The following is a 21805-nucleotide window of genomic DNA, read 5'->3' as shown; positions in this document are numbered from 1 at the left end:
TTTGTAGTTTTATAGACTTCAAAATTCTTCAAAATGTCAGAACAAAAACGCCTCTTTTTAGTTGATGCTTACGCGCTTATTTTTCGTGGGTATTATGCTTTTATAAAAAACCCAAGAATTAACTCTAAAGGTGAAGATACCTCAGCCATTATGGGCTTTATGAACTCGCTTTTAGATGTCATCAAACGCGAAAGACCAGACCATTTAGCGGTATGTTTTGATAAAGGCGGAAGCGTAGATCGTGTAGAAATGTACGAAGCCTACAAAGCCAACCGTGACGAGACACCAGAAGGCATTCGCACTGCAATTCCTCATATTTGCAACATTCTGGAAGCTATGCATATTCCAATTATGGTAAAGGAAGGTTTTGAGGCAGATGATGTTATTGGGACACTTTCCCGTCAAGCGGAAAAAGAAGGTTACAAAACCTATATGGTCACACCAGATAAAGATTTTGCACAATTAGTGACCGAAAATATTTTTATGTATCGCCCAAAATCGTTTGGTGGCGGATATGAAACTTGGGGAATTCCAGAAGTACAGAAAAAATTTGAAGTCGAAAGACCAGAACAAGTTATAGATTATCTTGGCATGATGGGTGATGCTAGTGATAACATTCCTGGTTTGCCTGGCGTTGGCGACAAAACTGCTAAAAAGTTCATCAAACAATTTGGTAGCATGGAAGGACTTTTAGCTAACACAGACCAGCTAAAAGGTAAGATGAAAGAAAAAGTTGAAGCTAATGCCGAATTGGGTCGACTTTCAAAAGAATTAGCGCGAATTATGCTTGATGTTCCTGTGGAATTCAACGCGAAAGATTTCGAATTAGATCATCCAGATATTGAAAAGGTAAAAGAAATTTTTCAAGAGTTAGAGTTTAGACGTCTTACAGATAATTTCATTAAAACGTTTACTTCAGAAAGCGATAATTCTACCACAACGACTAAAACAGAAGAAAAACCAAAAGCTACATCTAACTCAAATTCTAGTAATGCTGGTGCAGGACAATTCTCATTATTTGGTGGCGGCGATGATGATTCGCAAACTGAAGCAAACACATCTTTCACAAGAAATACAGCCGAAAACACAAGCCACTTTTATCAAAGTGTTGCAAGCGGAATGGCTACTAAACTGTTTGTAAAAAACCTGCTTAATCAAACTTCAGTGTGTTTTGACACTGAAACAACTGGTTTAAATCCATTAACCGCAGAATTGGTTGGTATCGCTTTTTCTTGGGAAACTGGTAAAGGTTTCTACTTACCTTTTCCTGAAAATAAAGATGAAGCACAAGAATTAATAGAAGAATTACGCCCATTTTTTGAAGCTGAAAACATTCAGAAAATTGGTCAGAATTTAAAATACGACATCAAGGTTTTAGCCAAATATAATATTGAAGTCAAAGGACCTTTATTCGACACCATGTTAGCGCACTATTTGATTAATCCAGACATGCGTCACAACATGGATGTGCTATCAGAAACATATCTAAACTACTCGCCTATTTCCATTGAAACCTTGATTGGTAAAAAAGGTAAAAATCAGTTATCTATGCGCGATGTACCTTTAGACAAACAAACCGAATATGCTGTAGAAGATGCCGATATTACACTTCAACTTAAAGAACATTTTGAAAAAGAGTTGGGAGAAGCCAACACACAAAAATTGTTTGATGAGATTGAAATTCCGCTACTACGCGTTTTAGCCGCAATGGAATTAGAAGGCATCAACCTTGACAAAGACTTTTTAAATAGCTTATCAGAGCAATTAAACAGTGACATTGCTAACCTAGAAAAAAGCATTTATGAAGCTGCTGGCGAAGAATTCAACATTGCATCACCAAAGCAATTAGGTGTCATTTTATTTGAAAAAATGAAATTGGTAGACAAACCAAAAAAGACCAAAACTGGGCAATATTCTACTGCAGAAGACGTGTTGAGTTACTTGGCAAAAGATCATGAAATTATCCAAAATATTCTTGATTTTAGAGGTTTATCCAAACTAAAAAGCACCTATGTAGATGCCTTACCGCTTCAAGTTGAAGAAGCTACAGGTCGCGTACATACAGATTATATGCAAACTGTTGCAGCAACTGGTCGTTTAAGCAGTAATAATCCTAATTTACAGAACATTCCTATTCGTACTGAACGTGGAAGACAAGTACGAAAAGCGTTCGTACCTCGTAATAAAGACTACACCTTATTAGCTGCCGATTATTCTCAAATTGAATTGCGCATCATCGCAGCGTTAAGTGAAGAAGAAACGATGATTGAAGCCTTTAAACATGGTGAAGACATTCACGCGTCAACCGCTTCCAAAGTATTTAATGTTGCTATTGAAGACGTTACTAGAGAACAACGTAGCAATGCAAAAACTGTGAATTTTGGAATTATTTATGGAGTGTCGGCATTTGGATTAAGTAATCAAACTGATTTATCACGTAGCGAAGCAAAAGAGCTAATCGATACATATTATGAAACCTATCCAAAACTAAAAAACTACATCAGCAAACAAGTCGATTTTGCGCGTGATCATGGTTATGTGCAAACGGTTTTAGGCAGACGCAGATATTTAAAAGATATCAATTCTAGAAACGCGGTTGTTCGTGGTGCAGCAGAGCGAAATGCTGTAAATGCGCCAATTCAAGGTAGTGCTGCAGATATCATCAAACTAGCAATGATCAATATTTACGAGAAATTAGAAGCTGGTAATTACAAAACCAAAATGCTACTACAAGTACATGATGAATTAGTGTTTGATGTTTACAAACCTGAATTAGATGAGGTTTCAAAACTGATAAAAACTGAAATGGAAAATGCCTTTAAATTATCTGTACCATTAGATGTTGAAATTGGTCTTGGTGATAACTGGTTAGAAGCGCATTAGACATAAAAAAAGCAGGATTAAATCCTGCTTTTTCATTTTATATATTAAATCTATTATGCAGTTTGCATTTCGTGCTTACCTTCATAGACTTCTTCTACTAACTTAGCGTTAAACGCTGGTAAATCTTCAGGTGAACGACTTGTTACTAAACCTTCGTCTACAACAACTTCTTCATCTAACCAATGTGATCCTGCATTTTCAATATCGGTTTTAATAGAATTATACGATGTTACTTTTCGTCCTTTTAAAACATCTGCTTCAGCTAATAGCCATGGTGCATGGCAAATTGCCGCTACAGGTTTCTTGTTTTCAAAAAACGACTTTACAAAATTTACAGCCTTATCATTTCGTCTTAAAATATCAGGATTAATGACGCCTCCTGGCAGCATTAAAGCATTATAATTACTCTGCGATACTTCGTCTAAAGTTTTGTCTACTTTGTAAGCATTACTCCAATTTCCGTTATCCCAACCTTTAATTTCGCCAGTTTTTAAAGACACAATGTGCACATCTGCTCCTGCCTCTTCTAACGCTTTTTTAGGTTCTCTTAATTCACTTTCTTCAAAGCCATCGGTTGCTAAAATTGCAACGGTCTTTTTTTCTAAATTTTCCATTATCATTTGTGATTTTTTGGGTTAATAATTGTCCATTCAAACTAACAGATATATCAACCAAAACCAAAAAATGTAAGTGGATTAACCTAGACTTAACAGCTATTGTTAAGGAATCTTAAATACTTATGAGTTAGCGTTTCTTCTTTTTACTTCGGAATTTAGCCTTATTCTTGCGCTGATTAAAAGGCACGGCATCGTTAAAGGTGTTTTTAGTTTTACCAGGTTTGTTTTTACGCCATTTTTCATCTTTTTTAGGTAATAAAACATCAAGTAAATCTTGTCTTCCTAATTTATTAAGCGTGTTTTTAATCCAAGCTTTGTTTTCATCTTTATACCAAAAGAAAAAACGGTGTTGTTCGTCCTTTTCCTTTCTGGTTTTTGGCGTATTTACCTTTTTAAGTGTATACGGATGGTAACCACTGTAATAAATCACTGTTGCAACCGTCATTGGTGTTGGCGTAAAACCTTGTACTTGCTCAAGCTGAAAGCCCATATCTTTAGTTTCGGCAGCAAGATTTGCCATATCTTCTACTTCGCAAGCTGGATGATTTGAGATAAAATACGGAATTAACTGTAAGTTCAGTTTATTCTTAATATTGATTTTATCAAAACGTTCTTTAAACTTATGAAAGTAACTAAAAGACGGTTTACGCATTAATTTCAAAACAGGATCGCTAGTATGTTCTGGCGCTACTTTAAGTCGACCTGAAACGTGCTTGGTCATCACTTCTTCGGTATAATCGTCTAACTCTTTTGGATCAGCATTTTTATTGAATTCTGGTACCAACATATCGTGTCTAATTCCAGAACCAATAAAGGATTTTTTTACCTTCGGATGACTATCAACAGCTTGATATAACTCGGTTAACGGTTTGTGCGACGTATCTAAATTGCTACAAATTACTGGCGAAATACAACTCGGCGCGACACATTTATCACAAATAGATTGTACTTTACCTTTCATTTGGTACATATTAGCACTTGGTCCGCCAATATCAGATAAATAGCCTTTAAAATCAGGCATATTCGCCACTTTATCAACTTCTCTTAATATAGACTCTTTACTACGACTCGCGATAAATTTTCCTTGATGTGCCGAAATGGTACAAAAACTGCAACCACCAAAACATCCACGGTGAATGTTTATAGACGTTTTTATCATCTCGTAAGCAGGAATTGGCCCACGCTTATTGTATTTTGGATGCGGTAAACGCGTGTAAGGCAAATCGAAAGAAGCATCAATCTCGGCTTCCGTCATTGTAGGATAAGGTGGATTTATCATCAGCATCTTATTACCTACCTTTTGAAAAATACGTCTTGCAGCCAATTTATTAGACTCTTGCTCTATCACCTTAAAGTTAGACGCGTAAGCCTTTTTATCTTTTAAGCAGGTTTCGTGCGATGCGATTTCAACATCTTCCCAATTCTTGTTTTTTGGGATATCGTTTTCATCATTAATAAGAATCGCTGTTTGGTTAACAGTATTTATACTATTAAAAGGTACACCACGTTCTAGCAAACGGACAATTTCACGAAGTGGTTGTTCGCCCATTCCGTACACCAACATATCGGCTTTAGAGGTTTCTAAAATAGTTGGCATTAATTGGTCGCTCCAATAATCGTAATGTGTGACACGACGTAATGAACCTTCAATACCACCAATTAAAACTGGTGTATCTGGCCATTTTTCTTTTAAAATTTTACTATAAACCGTTGATGCATAATCTGGTCTAAAACCAATTTCGCCATTTGGTGTGTAGGCATCTTTATCGCGACGTTTTTTATTGGCGTTGTAGTTGCTAATCATAGGATCCATACAACCACCTGTAACACCGAAGAACAGACGTGGTTTACCCAACTTAACAAAATCCTGAAGATTATCGTTAACATTTGGTTGCGGTACGATAGCAACACGCAAACCCATACTTTCTAACAAGCGTCCGATTACGGCAGGACCAAACGTTGGGTGATCTACATAGGCATCTCCGCTAAACAGGATAACATCTAGGTATTCCCATCCGCGAATTTTCACCTCTTTATTTGTGGTAGGCAACCAACTAGAAAGTCTTAATTCTTCTTGCATAACGGCATAAAGGTAAATAGAAATTACTACTTAATTGCAAGCACATCTGTTAAACCACACAAATGCAACACAATAGCAGTATATTTTAGTGAGAAGTTATAAATCGAGGGCTTTAATATTTTCTATACGGTTACGTTCTAAGAAATCATCAATAGTTTCAAAATGTTCTATGACACGTTTGTCTTTAAACTCAAAGACTTTTTTAGACAGCCCTTGAAGAAAATCACGGTCGTGAGATACTAAAATTAAAGTGCCATCAAATTCTTTTAAAGCGTCTTTAAGAACATCCTTTGATTTTAAATCGAGATGGTTGGTAGGCTCATCTAGAATCAAAAGATTTACAGGTTCTAGTAGCAACTTTACCATGGCTAATCTGGTTTTTTCACCACCAGAAAGCACACCTACTTTTTTATCAATATCGTCGCCTTTAAACATAAAACGACCCAAAATATTCTTTATTTGTGTACGAATATCTCCTTTAGCGACTTCATCAACGGTTTGAAAAATAGTAAGTTCTTCATCTAAAAGTGCTGCTTGGTTTTGTGCAAAATAACCCACTTGAACATTATGACCTAGTGTACAAGTACCTTCAACATCAATTTGTCCCATAATGGCTTTAATCATGGTAGACTTTCCTTCACCATTTCTACCCACAAAGCATACTTTTTCGCCACGAGCAATAGACATGTTTGCATTTTTAAACACCACATGATCGTCATACGATTTAGACACATCCTTTACCGTTACAGGATAGTCGCCAGAACGCTGTGTTTTTGGAAAACGTAACTTTAAAGCCGATGTGTCAATTTCATCAATTTCAATAATTTCAAGTTTTTCTAGCATACGTTCTCTCGATGCCACTTGATTGGTTTTAGAATAAGTGCCTTTAAAACGCTCTATAAACGCTTGGTTATCGGCTATAAATTTTTGCTGTTCTTGGTAAGCTTTTATTTGATGCGCTCTTCTGTCTTCACGCAACTGTAAATAATGTGAGTAGTTGGCTTTATAATCGTAAATACGACCCATAGTCACTTCTATGGTTCGGTTTGTAATGTTATCTACAAACGCTCTATCGTGAGAGATAACCACTACTGCTTTGGCTTTATTCACCAAAAAATCTTCTAACCAAATTACCGATTCAATATCTATATGATTTGTTGGCTCATCAAGCAGAATTAAATCAGGTTTTTGAAGTAAAATTTTTGCCAATTCAATTCGCATACGCCATCCACCAGAAAACTCGCTTGTTGGTTTATTAAAATCTTCTGGTTTAAACCCTAAGCCTTTAAGTGCTTTTTCTACTTCAGCAGTATAATTTACCTCTTCTAAAGCATAGTATTTTTCACCCAAATCTGACACGCGTTCTATAATTTTCATATAGTCTTCAGATTCGTAATCGGTTCGGGTTTCAAGTTGTTTATTTAGTGCATCCATTTCATCTCGCATTTCAAAAACGTGACTAAATGCTTTTGATGCTTCTTCCAAAACAGAGGTATCATCCTCAGTCAACAAATGCTGAGGCAAATATGCTATTACGGCATCTTTTGGTGCCCTAACATTGCCTTTTGTAGGGTTTTGAACACCAGCAATAATTTTCATCATTGTAGATTTTCCGGCACCATTTTTACCCATAAGAGCAATTTTATCATTCTCATTTATAGTAAAAGACACATCACTGAACAAGGTGTGACCACTAAATTCTACAACTAAATTATCTACAGAAATCATAGCTTTAATTTTAAAGGCGCAAAACTACTAAAAGCCGAAAGATAAATCTTTGATTTTTTTGAAGTAATATTGCATTTTAAACCTGCTATGAGCATCATTTCAACAGACCTATCTAAAGCCGTAGAACTTCTTAATAATGAAGAGCTTGTTGCCATTCCAACCGAAACGGTTTATGGTTTGGCTGGCAATATCTTTTCAGAAAAAGCGGTAAAAGCAATTTTTGAAACTAAAGAGCGTCCGTTTTTTAATCCGTTGATTGTTCATATTCCTAATATAGATTATCTAAAAACTATTGTTGAAGCAATTCCTGAAAAGGCAAAATTATTGGCTGAAGCTTTTTGGCCAGGACCGATAACGTTGGTTTTAAAAAAGAAATCTATAATCCCAGATTTAATTACTGGCGGAAAAGATACGGTTGCCGTTAGAATTCCGAATCATCCAACTACTTTAGAACTTTTAAATCAATTAGATTTTCCGCTTGCAGCACCAAGTGCTAATCCATTTAACCGAATAAGCCCAACCAAAGCTGAGCATGTAGAAAGCTATTTTAAGGATAAAATAAAAATGGTTTTGGATGGTGGAGCTTGTAAAAGTGGCATTGAATCTACTATTATAGGTTTTGAAGATGGCGAACCTATAATTTATAGACTCGGTTCAACTTCTATTGAAGCTATTGAAGCTGTAGTTGGAACTATCGAAATTAAAAACAAAAAAGAAGTTGCACCTGATGCGCCAGGAATGTTAGAACGCCATTATGCACCAAAAACCAAAACCATTCTCACCAGTCATCTTAAAGAAGCTATTGAGGCAAACAAAAATCTAAGAATAGGACTTCTAACATATAATGATATTTTGACCGATGATGCTATTCATTTCAAAATCGTACTATCCGAAGGTAAAAATCTAGAAGAAGCCGCCTCAAAACTGTATGATGCTTTACATCAGTTGGACCAACAAGACTTGGACCTTATCATTGCAGAACGTCTTCCTAATTATGGCTTGGGTAAATCGATAAATGACAGATTGCAACGTGCTACAAAGTAAACCTAAGTTCAAACAATTTAAAACACCTGATTTTCAATACAAAAAAACATTTAATTAGAGTTTGCCAATCCAATTGTTTATCGTAAATTTGCAAACTCTTTTTCGGAAGAGGAATGTTTAATCTTTTGTACCCTTGGGTGCAATAATAAATCAAATTAGTGTGGATACATTAAGCTACAAGACAGTTTCTGCTAACAAAGCTACCGTTAATAAGGAGTGGGTTTTAGTTGATGCTGAAGGACAAACTTTAGGTCGCTTAGCTTCAAAAGTAGCAATACTTTTAAGAGGTAAGCACAAGCCTAACTTTACGCCACACGTTGATTGCGGTGACAACGTAATTGTTGTAAACGCTGAAAAAATCAACTTAACTGGTAACAAATGGACGGAAAAAAGTTATATCCGTCACACAGGTTATCCAGGTGGTCAAAGAAGCCTGACTGCTACTGAGATGTTTGAGAAAGACCCAACCAGATTAGTAGAAAAGTCAGTAAAAGGAATGTTACCTAAAAACAAATTGGGTGCAGCTCTTTTTAGAAACTTAACTGTTGTTGCTGGTGCTGAGCACGCTCACGAAGCTCAAAAACCAAAGACAATTAATTTAAACGAATTTAACTAATGGAAGTAATTCACAAAATTGGCCGTAGAAAGACGGCTGTTGCCCGTGTATACGTTGCCCCAGGAAAAGGTAACATTACGGTGAACAAAAAAGACATGGCGGATTATTTTACTACTGGAACTTTACAGTATAAAGTAAACCAACCTATTGCTATGACTAACAATGATGGCAACTTTGATATTACTGTTAACGTATATGGAGGTGGTATCACCGGCCAGGCGGAAGCTATACGTTTAGCATTATCTCGTGCAATGTGCGAACTTGATGCTGAAAACAGAGCAATATTAAAGCCAGAAGGTCTATTAACAAGAGATCCAAGAATGGTAGAGCGTAAGAAATTCGGTCAGAAGAAAGCGCGTAAGAAATTCCAGTTCTCTAAACGTTAATATCCAACAACACTTAATTCAGAACTTGACTTATCAAGTTCTGGATTATTTTATTTTATTGAAACCCGCTGCATAGTGCAGCAAATTATAAACCAGTTATTGTTGTCCATGACTTTACAGTCAGGATTTAGTTTAGCATCTAAATGATTAAGGCTAAAAAACCACTTAGTCATTGCTAATTCAACAGAACGTAAACTATCACAAAAATGGAAAAAGTAGAAGTAAAAGAACTACTAGACGCAGGTGTACATTTTGGTCACCTAACACGTAAGTGGAATCCAAACATGGCTCCTTATATCTACATGGAGCGTAATGGTATTCACATCATTAACCTTTACAAAACAGCTGCTAAGATTGATGAAACTTGTGCAGCGTTAAGTAAGATTGCTGCATCAGGTAAAAAAATCTTATTCGTAGCAACTAAAAAACAAGCTAAGGACATCGTTGCTGAAAAAGCAGGCGCTGTAAACCAACCATACATTACTGAGCGTTGGCCAGGTGGAATGCTTACTAACTTTGTAACAATCCGTAAAGCTGTAAAGAAAATGTCTTCAATTGATCGTATGAAAAAAGACGGTACTTTTGAGTCATTATCAAAAAGAGAAAAATTACAAATAGACCGTCAACGTGCAAAATTAGAAAAGAACTTAGGTTCTATCTCTGATATGACACGTTTACCAGGCGCTTTATTTGTTGTAGATACTTTAAGAGAGCACATCGCAATTAAAGAAGCTCAAAAACTAAACATTCCAATCTTTGCAATGGTAGATACTAACTCTGACCCACGTCAGTTAGATTACGTTATCCCAGCAAACGATGATGCTTCAAAATCTATCAACAAAGTTTTATCAATCGTTTCATCTGCAATTCAAGATGGTTTAAACGAAAGAAAAGCTGAGCGTGCAGAAAAAGATAGCGGAAAAGCTAAGAAAGCTGCAAAAGCTACTGTAGCAGATCAAGAAGAAGAATAAAAATAACATTTAGAAAATATATAAAAGTCGTTTAATTCGTTTCTTCGCAGAACATTAATTATTCGACTTTTTTAAATTAAACACTATGGAAAATACTGTAAAAATTACAGCAGCAGAAGTAAACAAGCTAAGACAGGCAACTGGTGCTGGTATGATGGATTGTAAAAAAGCTTTAGTTGAAGCTGGTGGTGATTTTGATAAAGCCATTGAAGTATTACGTAAAAAAGGACAAAAAGTTGCAGAAAAGAGAGCTGACAGAGATTCGTCTGAAGGTGCTGCTGTGGCTAAAATAAATGCAGACAACACTTCTGGTGTTGCTATTGTATTAGGTTGTGAAACTGATTTCGTAGGTAAAAATGAAAACTTCGTGAAATTAGCTAACGATCTTGCTGAAGCTGCATTAAACTTTGACTCTAAAGAAGATTTCTTAGCTTCTGATTTTGGTGGTATGACAGTTGCTGAAAAATTAGTTGAGCAAACTGGTGTCATCGGTGAAAAATTAGACATCACTTCTTTTGAAAAATTAGACGCACCATTTGTAGGACAGTACGTTCACATTAACAAAATTGCTGCTTTAGTTGGTTTATCTGCAAAAGTAGATAACGCTGATACTTTAGTAAAAGATATCGCAATGCAAGTAGCTTCTATGGGAGCAACTACATTATCTTACAAAGATTTTGATCCTGCTTATGTAGCTTCAGAAACTGAAGCTCGTATTGCTGTAATCGAAAAAGAAAACATAGAATTAGGTCGTTTAGGTAAAACATTAAAGAATGTTCCTAAGTATATCTCTATGGCACAATTAACTCCAGAAGTTTTAGCACAAGCAGAAGAAGATGCTAAAGCTGAGTTAAAAGCTGAAGGTAAGCCAGAACAAATCTGGGATAGAATCTTACCTGGTAAAATGGAGCGTTTTATTTCTGACAACACAACTTTAGACCAAGAGCAGTGTCTATTAGATCAAAAATTCATTAAGGACGAAAAGAAAACTGTTGCTGAATACGTTAAGACATTTGGAGATGTTGAAGTAACTGGTTTCAAACGTGCTTCAGTAGGATAATTAATTATCCTAAATAATTTATAAAGTTAAAAGCCTTTCAATTTTTTGAGAGGCTTTTTTTTGGCTTTTTTTTCACTTTTACAGATGCTAATAATTATGTAGCTTTGTTCAACTTTCAAAATAACCATGAAATACAAAAGAATTTTACTTAAATTATCTGGCGAAGCCTTGATGGGAGAGCGTCAATACGGTATAGATCCACAACGTTTAGCAGAATATGCTCAAGATATTAAAACAATTACCGACTTGGGTGTAGAAGTTGCCATTGTTATTGGTGGCGGAAACATATTTAGAGGAGTTGCTGGTGCCAGTAATGGAATGGACCGTGTACAAGGAGACCATATGGGAATGCTTGCAACTGTTATCAACGGATTAGCATTGCAAAGTGCTTTAGAAGACGCTGATATACCAACTAGACTTCAAACTGCCATAAAAATAAACGAAGTAGCAGAACCTTTTATAAGACGTAAAGCGATGCGTCATTTAGAAAAAGGGCGTGTGGTTATCTTTGGTGGTGGAACAGGTAATCCATATTTTACAACAGATTCTGCAGCTGTACTAAGAGCAATAGAAATTGAAGCAGATGTTATTTTAAAAGGCACACGTGTTGATGGTATCTATACTGCAGATCCAGAAAAAGATAGTAGTGCAGTAAAGTTTGATCATATTACTTTTGATGATGTTCTTAGAAAAGGATTAAAGGTTATGGACACTACCGCGTTTACACTTAGTCAAGAAAATAAATTACCAATTATAGTATTTGATATGAACAAAAAAGGGAACTTACTAAAAGTAGTTTCTGGTGAGACCATAGGTACAGAAGTTAACCTTTAGGTTTTGGCTTAACTTTTGATAACTCACAATTAAAATTTAAAAATTATGGACGAAGACATTCAATTTATATTAGATTCTGCAAAAGAAGCAATGGATAATGCTGTAAAGCATTTAGAAAAACAATTGGTAAACATTAGAGCTGGCAAGGCAAGTCCTGCTATGTTAGGCAGTGTAATGGTAGATTATTACGGATCTCAAACTCCTTTAAACCAAGTTGCAAACGTTAATACACCAGATGGAAGAACAATTTCTGTACAGCCTTGGGAAAAAAGCATGTTACAAGAAATTGAGCGTGGTATTATGTTAGCCAACTTAGGTTTTAATCCTATGAATAATGGTGAAACCATCATAATCAATGTTCCGCCATTAACAGAGGAACGAAGAAAGGATTTAGCAAAACAAGCTAAAGCCGAAGCTGAGGATGCTAAAGTTGGTGTTAGAAATGCACGTAAGGATGCTATGAATGATATCAAAAAATCTGATGTTTCGGAAGACCTACAGAAAAATGCAGAAATCGATGTACAAGAACTTACTGATTCTTACGTTAAGAAAATAGATAAAATCCTTGATGTAAAAGAAAACGAAATTATGACGGTATAATAAGCCTCATTTTTTTCTTTTTTTAATTGGTAAGAGTAATACCAATCTGAAATTTGTTTCAGGTTAAAAGCAACGTGTTTTATTTAGCTTTTAATATTAATCCATTTGCATGCTTAAGCAGTCTCTTGCTATTATTTTATTTTGCTTTGCGACATTTTGCATGGCACAGAATCCTGTTTCTAAAAAAAGTGATTCTGTTAAAATAGCCAGAGACTCTATAAAAAAAGCTGAATTTCTTAAGAATTTAGGAAATGGCTTTTTACCTACTAATTTTTTTGATTTAGACTTAAGGTATCTCATAAAGTTTAATCAATATGAAGGTTTTAGAACTGGTCTAGGAGGTACCACCAACAAAAGCTTTTCTGATCGTTATAGAGTAAACGGATACCTTGTTTATGGATTTAAAGACACTAGGTTTAAATATAGTATTGGTGGAGGATTTAGAGTTAATGAATCTACCAACACATGGATAAATTTATCGTATACTGATGATCTAAAAGAAACTGGTAGCTCAACGTTTTTAACAGACAAACGCTTCTTTACCTTTTTTGAGCCCAGACTTCTAAACATTGACTTATTTCACAGACACATCACAAAATCTATTGGTGTACAGCACAAAATATCTAACCACTTATTATCTGAAACGCAATTTTCAGCAAGCAAAATCAATCCTACATACAACTACAGTTTTGTATTAGATAATGAGTCTTTTAACACTTTTGATTTAAGCACAGCTAAATTTAGTTTGCAATGGAGTCCTTTTAGCAAATTTGAACTAAAAGAAGATCAAATTGTAGTAACCAGAGATGGTTATCCTAAATTTACATTACAATTCACTCAAGGTTTTAAATCTGTTTTTGGTAGTGACTTTAATTTTTCTAAACTAGATTTTAGGACTATTCAACAATTTACGCATAGTAATGAATCTAAAACGAATATTACGCTTGTGGCAGGTATTGCAGGCGGCGAAACACCACTAACACATTTGTATCATGCCTATCCAAATAATATTACCAAAGAAACCATATTACAACGTTTTTCTGTAGCTGGTCTTAATAGCTTTGAGACCATGTATTTTAATGAATTTTTTAGCGACAAATTCTCTACCCTTCAGCTAAAACATTTCTTTAGACCATTTAAGATTACAGAGCGTTTTAAGCCTCAATTAGTACTTATTTCTAGATATGCGCTAGGAGACATGAAAAGCATCAATAGACACCAAGGAATAACCTTTAATAGGCTGAATCATCTCTATTCTGAATCTGGTTTTGAGATTAACAGACTTCTACTTGGTTTTGGATTGAGTTTTGCCTATCGATATGGTGCATATCATCTTCCTAATTTTGAAGATAATATTGCTTTTAAGTTTACTTTTAATATCTCTTTATAGAAGAATTATAGTAATAAAAAAAGCCCTTCCAAGTTCTGGAAGGGCTTTTCTAATAGATATTATTTGATTTTGTTACCATCTTTATCAAAAAAATGATATTCAAGATATGTGTAAGCATCTCTAGGTATAATTTTTACCCATTTTTTGTGTTCAAAGAACCACTTTGTACGTACTGATGGATACCCTTTGGTTAAAAAGGCTGCTATAAAAGGATGTGCATTTAAGGTTATCTTTTTATAGTCTTTTTTAATAATCCTTTCTAGGTCTTGCTTAATACGTTGCACTACTTTAATTGGTGCTTCTATTTCGTCTCCACCTACGAGATTAGGATTTTCTTCTTTAGTTTTAATATTGCGCTCTGGCCTAACGCGTTGTCTGGTAATTTGCACTAAACCAAACTTACTCGGCGGCAATATTTTATGCTTTGCTTTGTCATCTTTCATCTCTTCACGGAGATGGTTGTAAAGTTGTTTTCGGTTTTCTGCTCTGCCCATATCTATAAAATCAACTACAATAATTCCTCCCATATCTCGGAGGCGTAGTTGACGGGCAATTTCTGTTGCAGAAATTAAATTTACTTCTAAGGCTGTGTCTTCTTGGCTTTTTTCTTTGTTAGAACGGTTACCACTATTTACATCTATAACATGCATAGCTTCGGTATGTTCTATAACAAGATAAGCACCTTTAGCCATAGAAACGGTTTTTCCAAAAGAAGTTTTTATTTGGCGTTCTATGCCGTATTTTTCAAAAACCGGAATACCATTTTTGTAGTACTTTACAATTGACTCTTTTTTGGGTGCAATTTTTTGCACGTAATCTTTTACTTGTATGTACAATTCTTCATCATCTACAACAATACCAGAAAATGAATCATTAAAAATATCTCTAAGAATAGAAGATGCTTTATTCATTTCACCTAAAACTTTTGTTGGGTGATGTGCTTTGTACAACTTTTTACACATTGCTGTCCATCTCGTCAGCAAGTTCTGTAAATCACTGTCTAGCTCGGCAACTTTTTTGCCTTCTGCTACAGTACGAATAATAACACCAAATCCTTTGGGAGTAATACTTTTTACTAATCGTTTTAGTCTGTCTTTTTCTTCTTGAGATTCAATTTTTTGAGAAATCGAAATTCGGTTAGAAAAAGGTACCAAAACAATATATCTACCTGCAATAGACAATTCTGAACTAATGCGAGGTCCCTTTGTAGAAATTGGTTCTTTTACTACTTGTACTAAAATTGATTGATTAGACTTAAGCGCATTGGCAATACTGCCATTTTTGTCTAAATCTTTTTCAAACGGAAAGTCTTTAAGACTGTAATCTCTTAATTTTCCTGTGCTTACACGTTTAATGAATTTTAAAAGCGAAGGTAATTTTGGCCCAAGATCATGATAGTGTAAAAACCCATCTTTTTCGTAGCCTACGTTAACGAAAGCTGCGTTAAGTCCTGGAATAACTTTGCGGATTTTAGCAATAAAAATATCACCTACTGCAAAGTTATTATCCTCTTCATCTTTATGTAATTCAATAAGTTTTCCATCTTTTAATAAGGCAAAATCAACAATATCTGAACTCGATCTTACGATTAATTCTTTGTTCATGATGTTAATTTATATCTATCTCTTAATTGAGGTAGATGGATTTTACTAAATTATTTGACACAGGATTCCGATAATATATATCGGAAAATCCAAACAAATTAAGATGTACTCTATTAAATACACTTAATTTTATATCAAAGAACGTTTTTTAAAACTGAAAAAAGTAGTCTAAAAACTACTTTTTCCCAGCTTATTTCTTTTTGTGACGATTAGCGCGTCTACGTTTTTTACGCTTATGCGTCGCTACCTTGTGTCTTTTTCTTTTTTTACCACTTGGCATAATGAATAATGCTTTTTAAATTAATATTTTTTTTAATGTTTTTAGTTTACTTCAACATTAGATTTTACACCTTCTAAAAATACTTTAGCTGGTTTAAAAGCTGGTATGTTGTGAGCAGGAATCTTAATCGTAGTATTTTTTGAAATGTTACGACCTGTTTTCTCAGCTCTTGTTTTAATTATAAAACTTCCGAAACCTCTTAGGTAAACATTATCTCCACTTTCTAGTGATGATTTTACTTCTTCCATAAAAGTTTCTACCGTAGCTTGTACGTCACCTTTCTCCATACCTAATTTATCAGATATCTTAGCTACTAAATCGGCTTTTGTCATTGTTATTAGTTTTAGGGTTACTATTAAATCTTAAGGGATGCAAATATAGGTAATTTAATTTCAATATTTCAAGCGTAATTAATTAAAATTTAACGTAATAAAGATTTAATTTTGTTGAAGCATTTAAAAATTCAATGGATTTTAAAAACAAACTAACTTACTGGTATTCAAACAATAAAAGAGATTTACCTTGGAGGAACACTCAAAATCCATACCATATTTGGCTCTCAGAAATAATTTTGCAACAAACACAAGTTAAGCAAGGATTACCTTATTATGATGCTTTTATTAAGCAATATCCTACTGTTTTTGATCTTGCGAATGCCTCTGAAGAAGAGGTTTTGAAATTATGGCAAGGGCTTGGTTATTACTCCAGAGCAAGAAACCTTCATACTACTGCCAAGCATGTAGCTTCTGAATTAAATGGTCATTTCCCTAATAATTATAAAGACTTATTAAAGCTTAAAGGTGTTGGCGATTACACTGCAAGTGCTATAGCCTCAATTGCATTTAATGAAGTGGCTGCTGTAGTAGATGGTAATGTCTATAGGGTTCTATCTCGTTATTTTGGTATTAAAACTCCGATAAATTCAACCGATGGTATAAAAGAGTTTAAAAAATTAGCCTCTAACCTTATTGATAAAGAACAGCCTGCAAAATTTAATCAAGCTATTATGGAATTTGGCGCTACGCAATGTAAACCCAAAAATCCTAATTGTACTGTTTGTCCGCTAAACGATAGTTGTATTGCGCTTCAAAAAGATATGATTGAGTTTTTACCTGTAAAGCTGAAGAAAACAAAAGTGAAAACCCGATTTTTTAATTTCTTAGTATGCATAGACAACAATAAGAACACATTTCTTGAAAAAAGAACCTCAAAAGGTATTTGGCAAAACTTATATCAGTTTCCTTTATTAGAATCTCATAAAAGTTTGTCTTCAGAAGAATTTCATTTGCTTAATACAGAAGATTCTGTTTTAAATAATTTAAAATTTGACTATTCCTTATACAATACAGAAGATAAAGTTCATAAACTATCGCATCAACATCTCTATACCAAATTCTGGATTATTGAAACCAAAGAATTACCAAATAATAGTATTGCCATAAAAGAGATAAAAAATTATCCCGTCCCTGTATTAATTAGCAGCTTTATTGAAGCTTTTAATTTCAATGATCTATAAGAATCACATTTTTTTCTTAATTTTAAATGTGTGATTACAAATTAAGTAACTTTGTAAGCTAAAACAATTTATAATTATGTCAGGAACATTGAATAAAGTAATGCTAATTGGGCATTTAGGAGATGAAGTAAAAATGCATTATTTCGATGACAAAAACTGCGTTGGTCGCTTTCCTTTAGCAACAAACGAAACCTATACAAACAAAACCACTAATGAGCGTGTTACTAACACTGAGTGGCACAATATAGTGGTAAGAAATAAGGCGGCAGAAATCTGCGAAAAATATCTTACTAAAGGAGATAAAGTATACATTGAAGGACGAATTAAAACCCGAAAGTGGACTGATGATAAAGGTATGGAGCGTTACTCTACAGAAATACAGTGTACAGACTTTACTTTCTTAACAAATAAAAATGAACAGCAACAGACACAGTCATCTGGTGCTCAACAACAATCTCAACCTCAACAACCTGTGCAAAATAGCGTTACACCAGAAGAGGATGACGATTTACCATTTTAATTAAATTAGTTTTATTTTGGATCCAGAACCCTCGGTTTTAATTTCAAATTTAATAGTCACCAATACATCTTTTATAACCAGTATTATTCTGCTTGTTATATTATTAGCTTGTTCTGCATTGATTTCTGGTGCCGAAGTAGCACTTTTTTCATTAACCAAATCTAATATTGATGAAGGTCTAGAAAACAAATCTGTAAACATGCAGATTATTGCCAATTTATTAGAACGCCCAAAAAAACTATTAGCAACTATTCTTGTTGCCAATAACTTTATAAATATTGCCATAGTATTACTATTTGCATTTATAGGCGAAACACTTTTTAAAGATGTTACCAATACAATTATGCGATTTCTATTAGAAGTGGTCTCTGCTACTTTTCTCATTTTATTATTTGGTGAAATTATCCCTAAGATATACGCAAGTAGAAACAGCGTAAAGTTCGCTTCATTTATGGCAAGGCCTTTAAGAGTATTAGATGTTATATTTTCTCCAATAAGTCTTCCTATGCGTTATACTACGCTCAAAATTCAGGAACGATTTGGTAAACAGCGTTCTAATCTTAGTGTAGACCAACTATCACAAGCTTTAGAACTCACTAACGATGAAGATACCACACAAGAAGAACAAAAGCTTTTACAAGGTATAGTGTCTTTTGGTAATACAGATACTAAGCAAGTAATGCGACCTCGAATGGACTTGTTTGCCTTAAATATTGACACTCCTTTTGAAACTATCATAAAAGAAATAGTAGACAATGGGTATTCAAGAATCCCTGTTTACGAAGAAAGTATAGACGATGTTAAAGGTGTTTTATATGTTAAAGATCTTTTACCTCATCTCAACAAGAAAAAGTTTAATTGGACAACGTTATTAAGAGAACCATTCTTTGTACCTGAAAATAAAAAGTTAGATGATTTAATGGTAGAATTTCAAACTAAAAAAGTACACTTAGCCGTAGTTGTTGATGAGTATGGTGGTACCTCTGGTTTGGTCTCTCTTGAAGATATTATTGAAGAAATCGTTGGTGATATAAGTGATGAATACGATGATGAAGACTTAGTCTTTACAAAGCTTGATGATGACAATTACAGTTTTGAGGGCAAAACACCTCTTAAAGATGTGTATAAAATACTTGATTTAGAAGATAACGAAGCAGAGAATTTTGAAAATAGAAAAGGAGAAGCAGAAACATTAGCTGGTTTTGTTTTAGAAATATCAGGTGGCTTCCCAAGAGTTGGAAGTAAAATAAATTTTAAAAATTACGTTTTTACTATTGAAGCCCTTGAACGCAAACGCATAAAACAAATTAAACTTACAGTTTTAAGATAAACATTCAAGTTTAAATTTATAAAGACTTCTGCTACAGTAAAAAATTATATGAAACGTATAGTACTACCAATAATTAGCTTGTTTATATTAGGTTGTGGCAATGATCCAATACCAAAACCTAAAGCATATTTGCGCTTAGAGTATCCAGAAGCTGAATATAAAAAAGTTGAATCTTCATTACCTTTCACTTTTGACAAAAATGCTTTGTCTGCTTCGGTTTCAAAAGCTAAAAACTCTGGAAACGTTAAGGGTATAAATGTAAAATACCCTTCTTTAAAAGCTACAATTTATCTCAGTTACAAAAATGTTAATAAGCGTAATTTAGATAGCTTATTAAGAGATGCCCAAAACCTTACACAAAAACACACAATGAAGGCAGATGAGATAACTTACAAGCCTTTTGAAAACCCTAAAGAAAAAGTCTATGGTATGTTATATGAGGTAGGTGGAGATGCGGCTTCTCAATCTCAGTTTTATGTTACAGATAGTACAAATCACTTTTTAAGTGGTTCTTTATACTTTTATGCTAAACCTAATTACGACTCTATTTATCCTGCGTCTGAATATCTTAAAAAAGATATTAAACGCTTGATGGAATCTATAGAATGGACAGAGCATTAATAATGAAAATATACAAATAAAAAAAGCAGCCAATTGGCTGCTTTTTTTATTTGTATAATGATGAGAATACTTAGTCTTGATAAACCCATTCACCACCCATTTTTATAACAGCAAAATCTTCAGTACCGTTACTACCATTGTATATATCAATAGTAACAATATATTTTTGCTCTTCTTCCGCAGATGGGTCTAATTCGTCTAAAACAACACTTATAGCATCTAAAACCATAGCATTAGTCCACTCTGCTGGGTTTCCTGATCTTCTGTCCATATTACCATAGTTTTCCATACTTGTTGTAGCTTCTGGATAAACAGAACCTAATTCTGCAACTATAGTAGCATAATCTCCAGGAGTCATTGTGTATCTTATTGTGTTGTCTGGTACCCAAACACCATCTTCGAAACCAAATTGTAAAGTTGTAGAAACTACACTCTCGTGACCTGACCATACACCATTCATGTACATGTAAGAATTACCTCTTATTTGAGCTCCACTTGAACTTGAGTAATAATCATAGATTACTAATAACTCATCTTCTTCTTGAGCATAAGGGAATGTTAATTCTAAGAATGTTGGTAAGTAATTGTCTGGCGGAATAGAACTTCCGAAATTATCGTACTGACCTGGTTGACCAGAACCTTCACCCATAGAATCAAAATCATTAGAGCTTAAGTAATAAACACCTTCAACAGCTTCCCAAGCACCACTTGTATACACAAAGTACTCACCTTTAGAGTTTGTATCTCCAGTAGCACCTAATGTCTTTATTTTTAAGCTTTCGATTCTCCATCTTGCAGCATCAGAATCCGTAGACTCGTATCTAAAAGCAACATTAACAACTTGTCCGTCATATGCAGAAAAATCATAATCTTCTGAAGATGCCATATCACCTGTTGCAGGATTTGCTAAAGTAATTTCGTCCCAAGTAGCAGCTAATACATCACCTGAATAATCTGTAGATACATATATCTTTAATAAAGATGCATCACCAGCATAATCTAACTCTTGAGTAATTTGAAACTTAAGATCACTTTCTCCTGTTAAATCAATTGTTGGAGATACTAACCACTCTGTGTTTGCAACTTGACCACCGAAGTAACTGTTACCTTGAACATAACCTGATTGAGAAGTCCAAACTTCGTCACCACCAAATTCTTCAGCAACTGTCCAACCCTCAAAACTTCCTGCAAAGTTATAAGATACTAAGTCTGCTAAACCAACTTCTGGCTCTTCAGTATATTGGTCATATTTAGCTAAAACTATTTGTCCTTCTACTGGACTAGCAACTTGTGCATCAAGAATTGCTGGTATTTCATTTGTTGCATCTACATCTGGATAAAATCCAAAAGCATCACTTCCTGCAGTTGCATAATCTGAGTTTGTAAACTCGTATATGTCAGCATTTGTGTAATCACTAACACCTTCTGCACTACCAATATATAAGTCGTATCCAACTAATACTTGAGAACCTTCTCCCCAAAATGGATACATTTCCTCTAATAATTGAGGTATAGAGTCCTTAGCTTGTTGTTCTGAGTCGAAACTTCCAAAACCTAAACCTAAGGCATCATAATCATCACTAGTTAACGTGTAACTATCAGTACCAACAATTGGATCAGCACTAGTATCTAAGCCATCATAGATGTCTTCCATTGGATTACAACCTACGAAGATTGTTCCAAAAATTGCTAAGCAATAAAATATTCTTTTCATTTTAATTGTTT

Annotated in this window: 19 protein-coding genes; 13 read left to right on the top strand and 6 right to left on the bottom strand. The window is 34.3% G+C overall.

What is annotated here, in order from left to right:
* Positions 1-33: 33 nt before the first annotated feature.
* Complete coding sequence (gene polA, locus V1468_RS05700; protein ID WP_331809258.1) at positions 34-2883, top strand: DNA polymerase I; 2850 nt, start codon at positions 34-36, stop codon at positions 2881-2883.
* A 53-nt stretch (positions 2884-2936) separates the two neighbouring features.
* Here polA and V1468_RS05695 read toward each other — a convergent pair whose 3' ends face one another.
* From V1468_RS05695 to V1468_RS05685, 3 genes are all read right to left on the bottom strand, one after another.
* On the bottom strand, positions 2937-3497 hold the full coding sequence (locus V1468_RS05695) for a type 1 glutamine amidotransferase domain-containing protein (RefSeq protein WP_331809257.1): 561 nt from the start codon (positions 3495-3497) through the stop codon (positions 2937-2939).
* Positions 3498-3627: 130 nt separating this feature from the next.
* On the bottom strand, positions 3628-5580 hold the full coding sequence (locus tag V1468_RS05690; protein WP_331809256.1) for a YgiQ family radical SAM protein: 1953 nt from the start codon (positions 5578-5580) through the stop codon (positions 3628-3630).
* A 96-nt stretch (positions 5581-5676) separates the two neighbouring features.
* Entirely contained in the window at positions 5677-7308 is a 1632-nt protein-coding gene (locus tag V1468_RS05685; protein WP_331809255.1) for an ABC-F family ATP-binding cassette domain-containing protein, read from the bottom strand.
* 87 nt (positions 7309-7395) lie between these two features.
* Here V1468_RS05685 and V1468_RS05680 point away from each other — a divergent pair, with 87 nt between their 5' ends.
* The 8 genes from V1468_RS05680 to V1468_RS05645 all read left to right on the top strand — a co-directional run bounded on the left by V1468_RS05680 (position 7396) and on the right by V1468_RS05645 (position 14209).
* Positions 7396-8352: an L-threonylcarbamoyladenylate synthase gene (locus V1468_RS05680; protein WP_331809254.1), complete on the top strand. Its 957-nt coding sequence runs from the start codon at positions 7396-7398 to the stop codon at positions 8350-8352.
* Positions 8353-8512: 160 nt separating this feature from the next.
* The gene (gene rplM / locus V1468_RS05675) at positions 8513-8968 is read left to right on the top strand and encodes a 50S ribosomal protein L13 (protein ID WP_331809253.1); all 456 of its coding nucleotides are present in this window, start codon (positions 8513-8515) and stop codon (positions 8966-8968) included.
* Entirely contained in the window at positions 8968-9354 is a 387-nt protein-coding gene (gene rpsI, locus V1468_RS05670; RefSeq protein ID WP_243473158.1) for a 30S ribosomal protein S9, read from the top strand. Before rplM ends, rpsI begins: the two co-directional genes overlap by 1 nt.
* A gap of 206 nt (positions 9355-9560) precedes the next feature.
* The gene (gene rpsB / locus V1468_RS05665; protein ID WP_278004424.1) at positions 9561-10325 is read left to right on the top strand and encodes a 30S ribosomal protein S2; all 765 of its coding nucleotides are present in this window, start codon (positions 9561-9563) and stop codon (positions 10323-10325) included.
* A gap of 85 nt (positions 10326-10410) precedes the next feature.
* Positions 10411-11385, top strand: coding sequence for a translation elongation factor Ts (tsf, locus tag V1468_RS05660; RefSeq protein ID WP_331809252.1), 975 nt, complete (start codon positions 10411-10413; stop codon positions 11383-11385).
* Positions 11386-11511: 126 nt separating this feature from the next.
* On the top strand, positions 11512-12219 hold the full coding sequence (pyrH, locus tag V1468_RS05655) for a UMP kinase (protein WP_331809251.1): 708 nt from the start codon (positions 11512-11514) through the stop codon (positions 12217-12219).
* A 45-nt stretch (positions 12220-12264) separates the two neighbouring features.
* On the top strand, positions 12265-12819 hold the full coding sequence (gene frr, locus V1468_RS05650; RefSeq protein ID WP_331809250.1) for a ribosome recycling factor: 555 nt from the start codon (positions 12265-12267) through the stop codon (positions 12817-12819).
* Between the two features lie 160 nt (positions 12820-12979).
* Positions 12980-14209, top strand: a complete 1230-nt coding sequence (locus V1468_RS05645) for a DUF5686 family protein (RefSeq protein ID WP_331809249.1) — start codon at positions 12980-12982, stop codon at positions 14207-14209.
* A gap of 59 nt (positions 14210-14268) precedes the next feature.
* Here the strand turns inward: V1468_RS05645 and V1468_RS05640 are convergent, their stop codons facing one another.
* Positions 14269-15813 carry a ribonuclease E/G gene (locus V1468_RS05640; RefSeq protein WP_331809248.1) on the bottom strand — a complete coding sequence of 515 codons (1545 nt, stop codon included), beginning with the start codon at positions 15811-15813 and terminating at the stop codon, positions 14269-14271.
* Between the two features lie 321 nt (positions 15814-16134).
* Entirely contained in the window at positions 16135-16425 is a 291-nt protein-coding gene (locus V1468_RS05635) for an HU family DNA-binding protein (protein ID WP_076619727.1), read from the bottom strand.
* A gap of 134 nt (positions 16426-16559) precedes the next feature.
* Between V1468_RS05635 and mutY the strand changes: the two genes are divergently transcribed.
* The 4 genes from mutY to gldD all read left to right on the top strand — a co-directional run bounded on the left by mutY (position 16560) and on the right by gldD (position 20080).
* A complete protein-coding gene (gene mutY, locus V1468_RS05630; RefSeq protein WP_331809247.1) occupies positions 16560-17609 on the top strand; it encodes an A/G-specific adenine glycosylase in 1050 nt (349 codons plus the stop codon).
* A 76-nt stretch (positions 17610-17685) separates the two neighbouring features.
* Positions 17686-18129, top strand: a complete 444-nt coding sequence (locus V1468_RS05625; protein ID WP_331809246.1) for a single-stranded DNA-binding protein — start codon at positions 17686-17688, stop codon at positions 18127-18129.
* Positions 18130-18145: 16 nt separating this feature from the next.
* Positions 18146-19459 (top strand): gliding motility-associated protein GldE, encoded by a 1314-nt coding sequence (locus V1468_RS05620; RefSeq protein WP_331809245.1) that lies wholly within the window; start codon positions 18146-18148, stop codon positions 19457-19459.
* A gap of 48 nt (positions 19460-19507) precedes the next feature.
* Positions 19508-20080: a gliding motility lipoprotein GldD gene (gldD, locus tag V1468_RS05615; RefSeq protein WP_331809244.1), complete on the top strand. Its 573-nt coding sequence runs from the start codon at positions 19508-19510 to the stop codon at positions 20078-20080.
* Between the two features lie 70 nt (positions 20081-20150).
* Here gldD and V1468_RS05610 read toward each other — a convergent pair whose 3' ends face one another.
* Positions 20151-21794: a choice-of-anchor J domain-containing protein gene (locus tag V1468_RS05610; RefSeq protein WP_299096054.1), complete on the bottom strand. Its 1644-nt coding sequence runs from the start codon at positions 21792-21794 to the stop codon at positions 20151-20153.
* Positions 21795-21805: the final 11 nt, after the last annotated feature.

It is taken from the genome of Winogradskyella poriferorum (assembly GCF_036553625.1).
Classification (GTDB): domain Bacteria; phylum Bacteroidota; class Bacteroidia; order Flavobacteriales; family Flavobacteriaceae; genus Winogradskyella; species Winogradskyella poriferorum.
Note: the sequence above shows the minus strand (reverse complement) of the source record. Positions and strands in the feature narration are given on the sequence as shown.

Coding starts and splice junctions, on each gene's coding strand:
- V1468_RS05640 (WP_331809248.1), bottom strand. CDS start 15,813: ATGAACAAAGAATTAATCGTAAGATCGAGTTCAGATATTGTTGATTTT.
- pyrH (WP_331809251.1), top strand. CDS start 11,512: ATGAAATACAAAAGAATTTTACTTAAATTATCTGGCGAAGCCTTGATG.
- polA (WP_331809258.1), top strand. CDS start 34: ATGTCAGAACAAAAACGCCTCTTTTTAGTTGATGCTTACGCGCTTATT.
- gldD (WP_331809244.1), top strand. CDS start 19,508: ATGAAACGTATAGTACTACCAATAATTAGCTTGTTTATATTAGGTTGT.
- mutY (WP_331809247.1), top strand. CDS start 16,560: ATGGATTTTAAAAACAAACTAACTTACTGGTATTCAAACAATAAAAGA.
- V1468_RS05690 (WP_331809256.1), bottom strand. CDS start 5,580: ATGCAAGAAGAATTAAGACTTTCTAGTTGGTTGCCTACCACAAATAAA.
- V1468_RS05625 (WP_331809246.1), top strand. CDS start 17,686: ATGTCAGGAACATTGAATAAAGTAATGCTAATTGGGCATTTAGGAGAT.
- frr (WP_331809250.1), top strand. CDS start 12,265: ATGGACGAAGACATTCAATTTATATTAGATTCTGCAAAAGAAGCAATG.
- V1468_RS05695 (WP_331809257.1), bottom strand. CDS start 3,497: ATGGAAAATTTAGAAAAAAAGACCGTTGCAATTTTAGCAACCGATGGC.
- tsf (WP_331809252.1), top strand. CDS start 10,411: ATGGAAAATACTGTAAAAATTACAGCAGCAGAAGTAAACAAGCTAAGA.
- V1468_RS05645 (WP_331809249.1), top strand. CDS start 12,980: ATGGCACAGAATCCTGTTTCTAAAAAAAGTGATTCTGTTAAAATAGCC.
- V1468_RS05610 (WP_299096054.1), bottom strand. CDS start 21,794: ATGAAAAGAATATTTTATTGCTTAGCAATTTTTGGAACAATCTTCGTA.
- V1468_RS05680 (WP_331809254.1), top strand. CDS start 7,396: ATGAGCATCATTTCAACAGACCTATCTAAAGCCGTAGAACTTCTTAAT.
- rpsI (WP_243473158.1), top strand. CDS start 8,968: ATGGAAGTAATTCACAAAATTGGCCGTAGAAAGACGGCTGTTGCCCGT.
- V1468_RS05635 (WP_076619727.1), bottom strand. CDS start 16,425: ATGACAAAAGCCGATTTAGTAGCTAAGATATCTGATAAATTAGGTATG.
- V1468_RS05685 (WP_331809255.1), bottom strand. CDS start 7,308: ATGATTTCTGTAGATAATTTAGTTGTAGAATTTAGTGGTCACACCTTG.
- rpsB (WP_278004424.1), top strand. CDS start 9,561: ATGGAAAAAGTAGAAGTAAAAGAACTACTAGACGCAGGTGTACATTTT.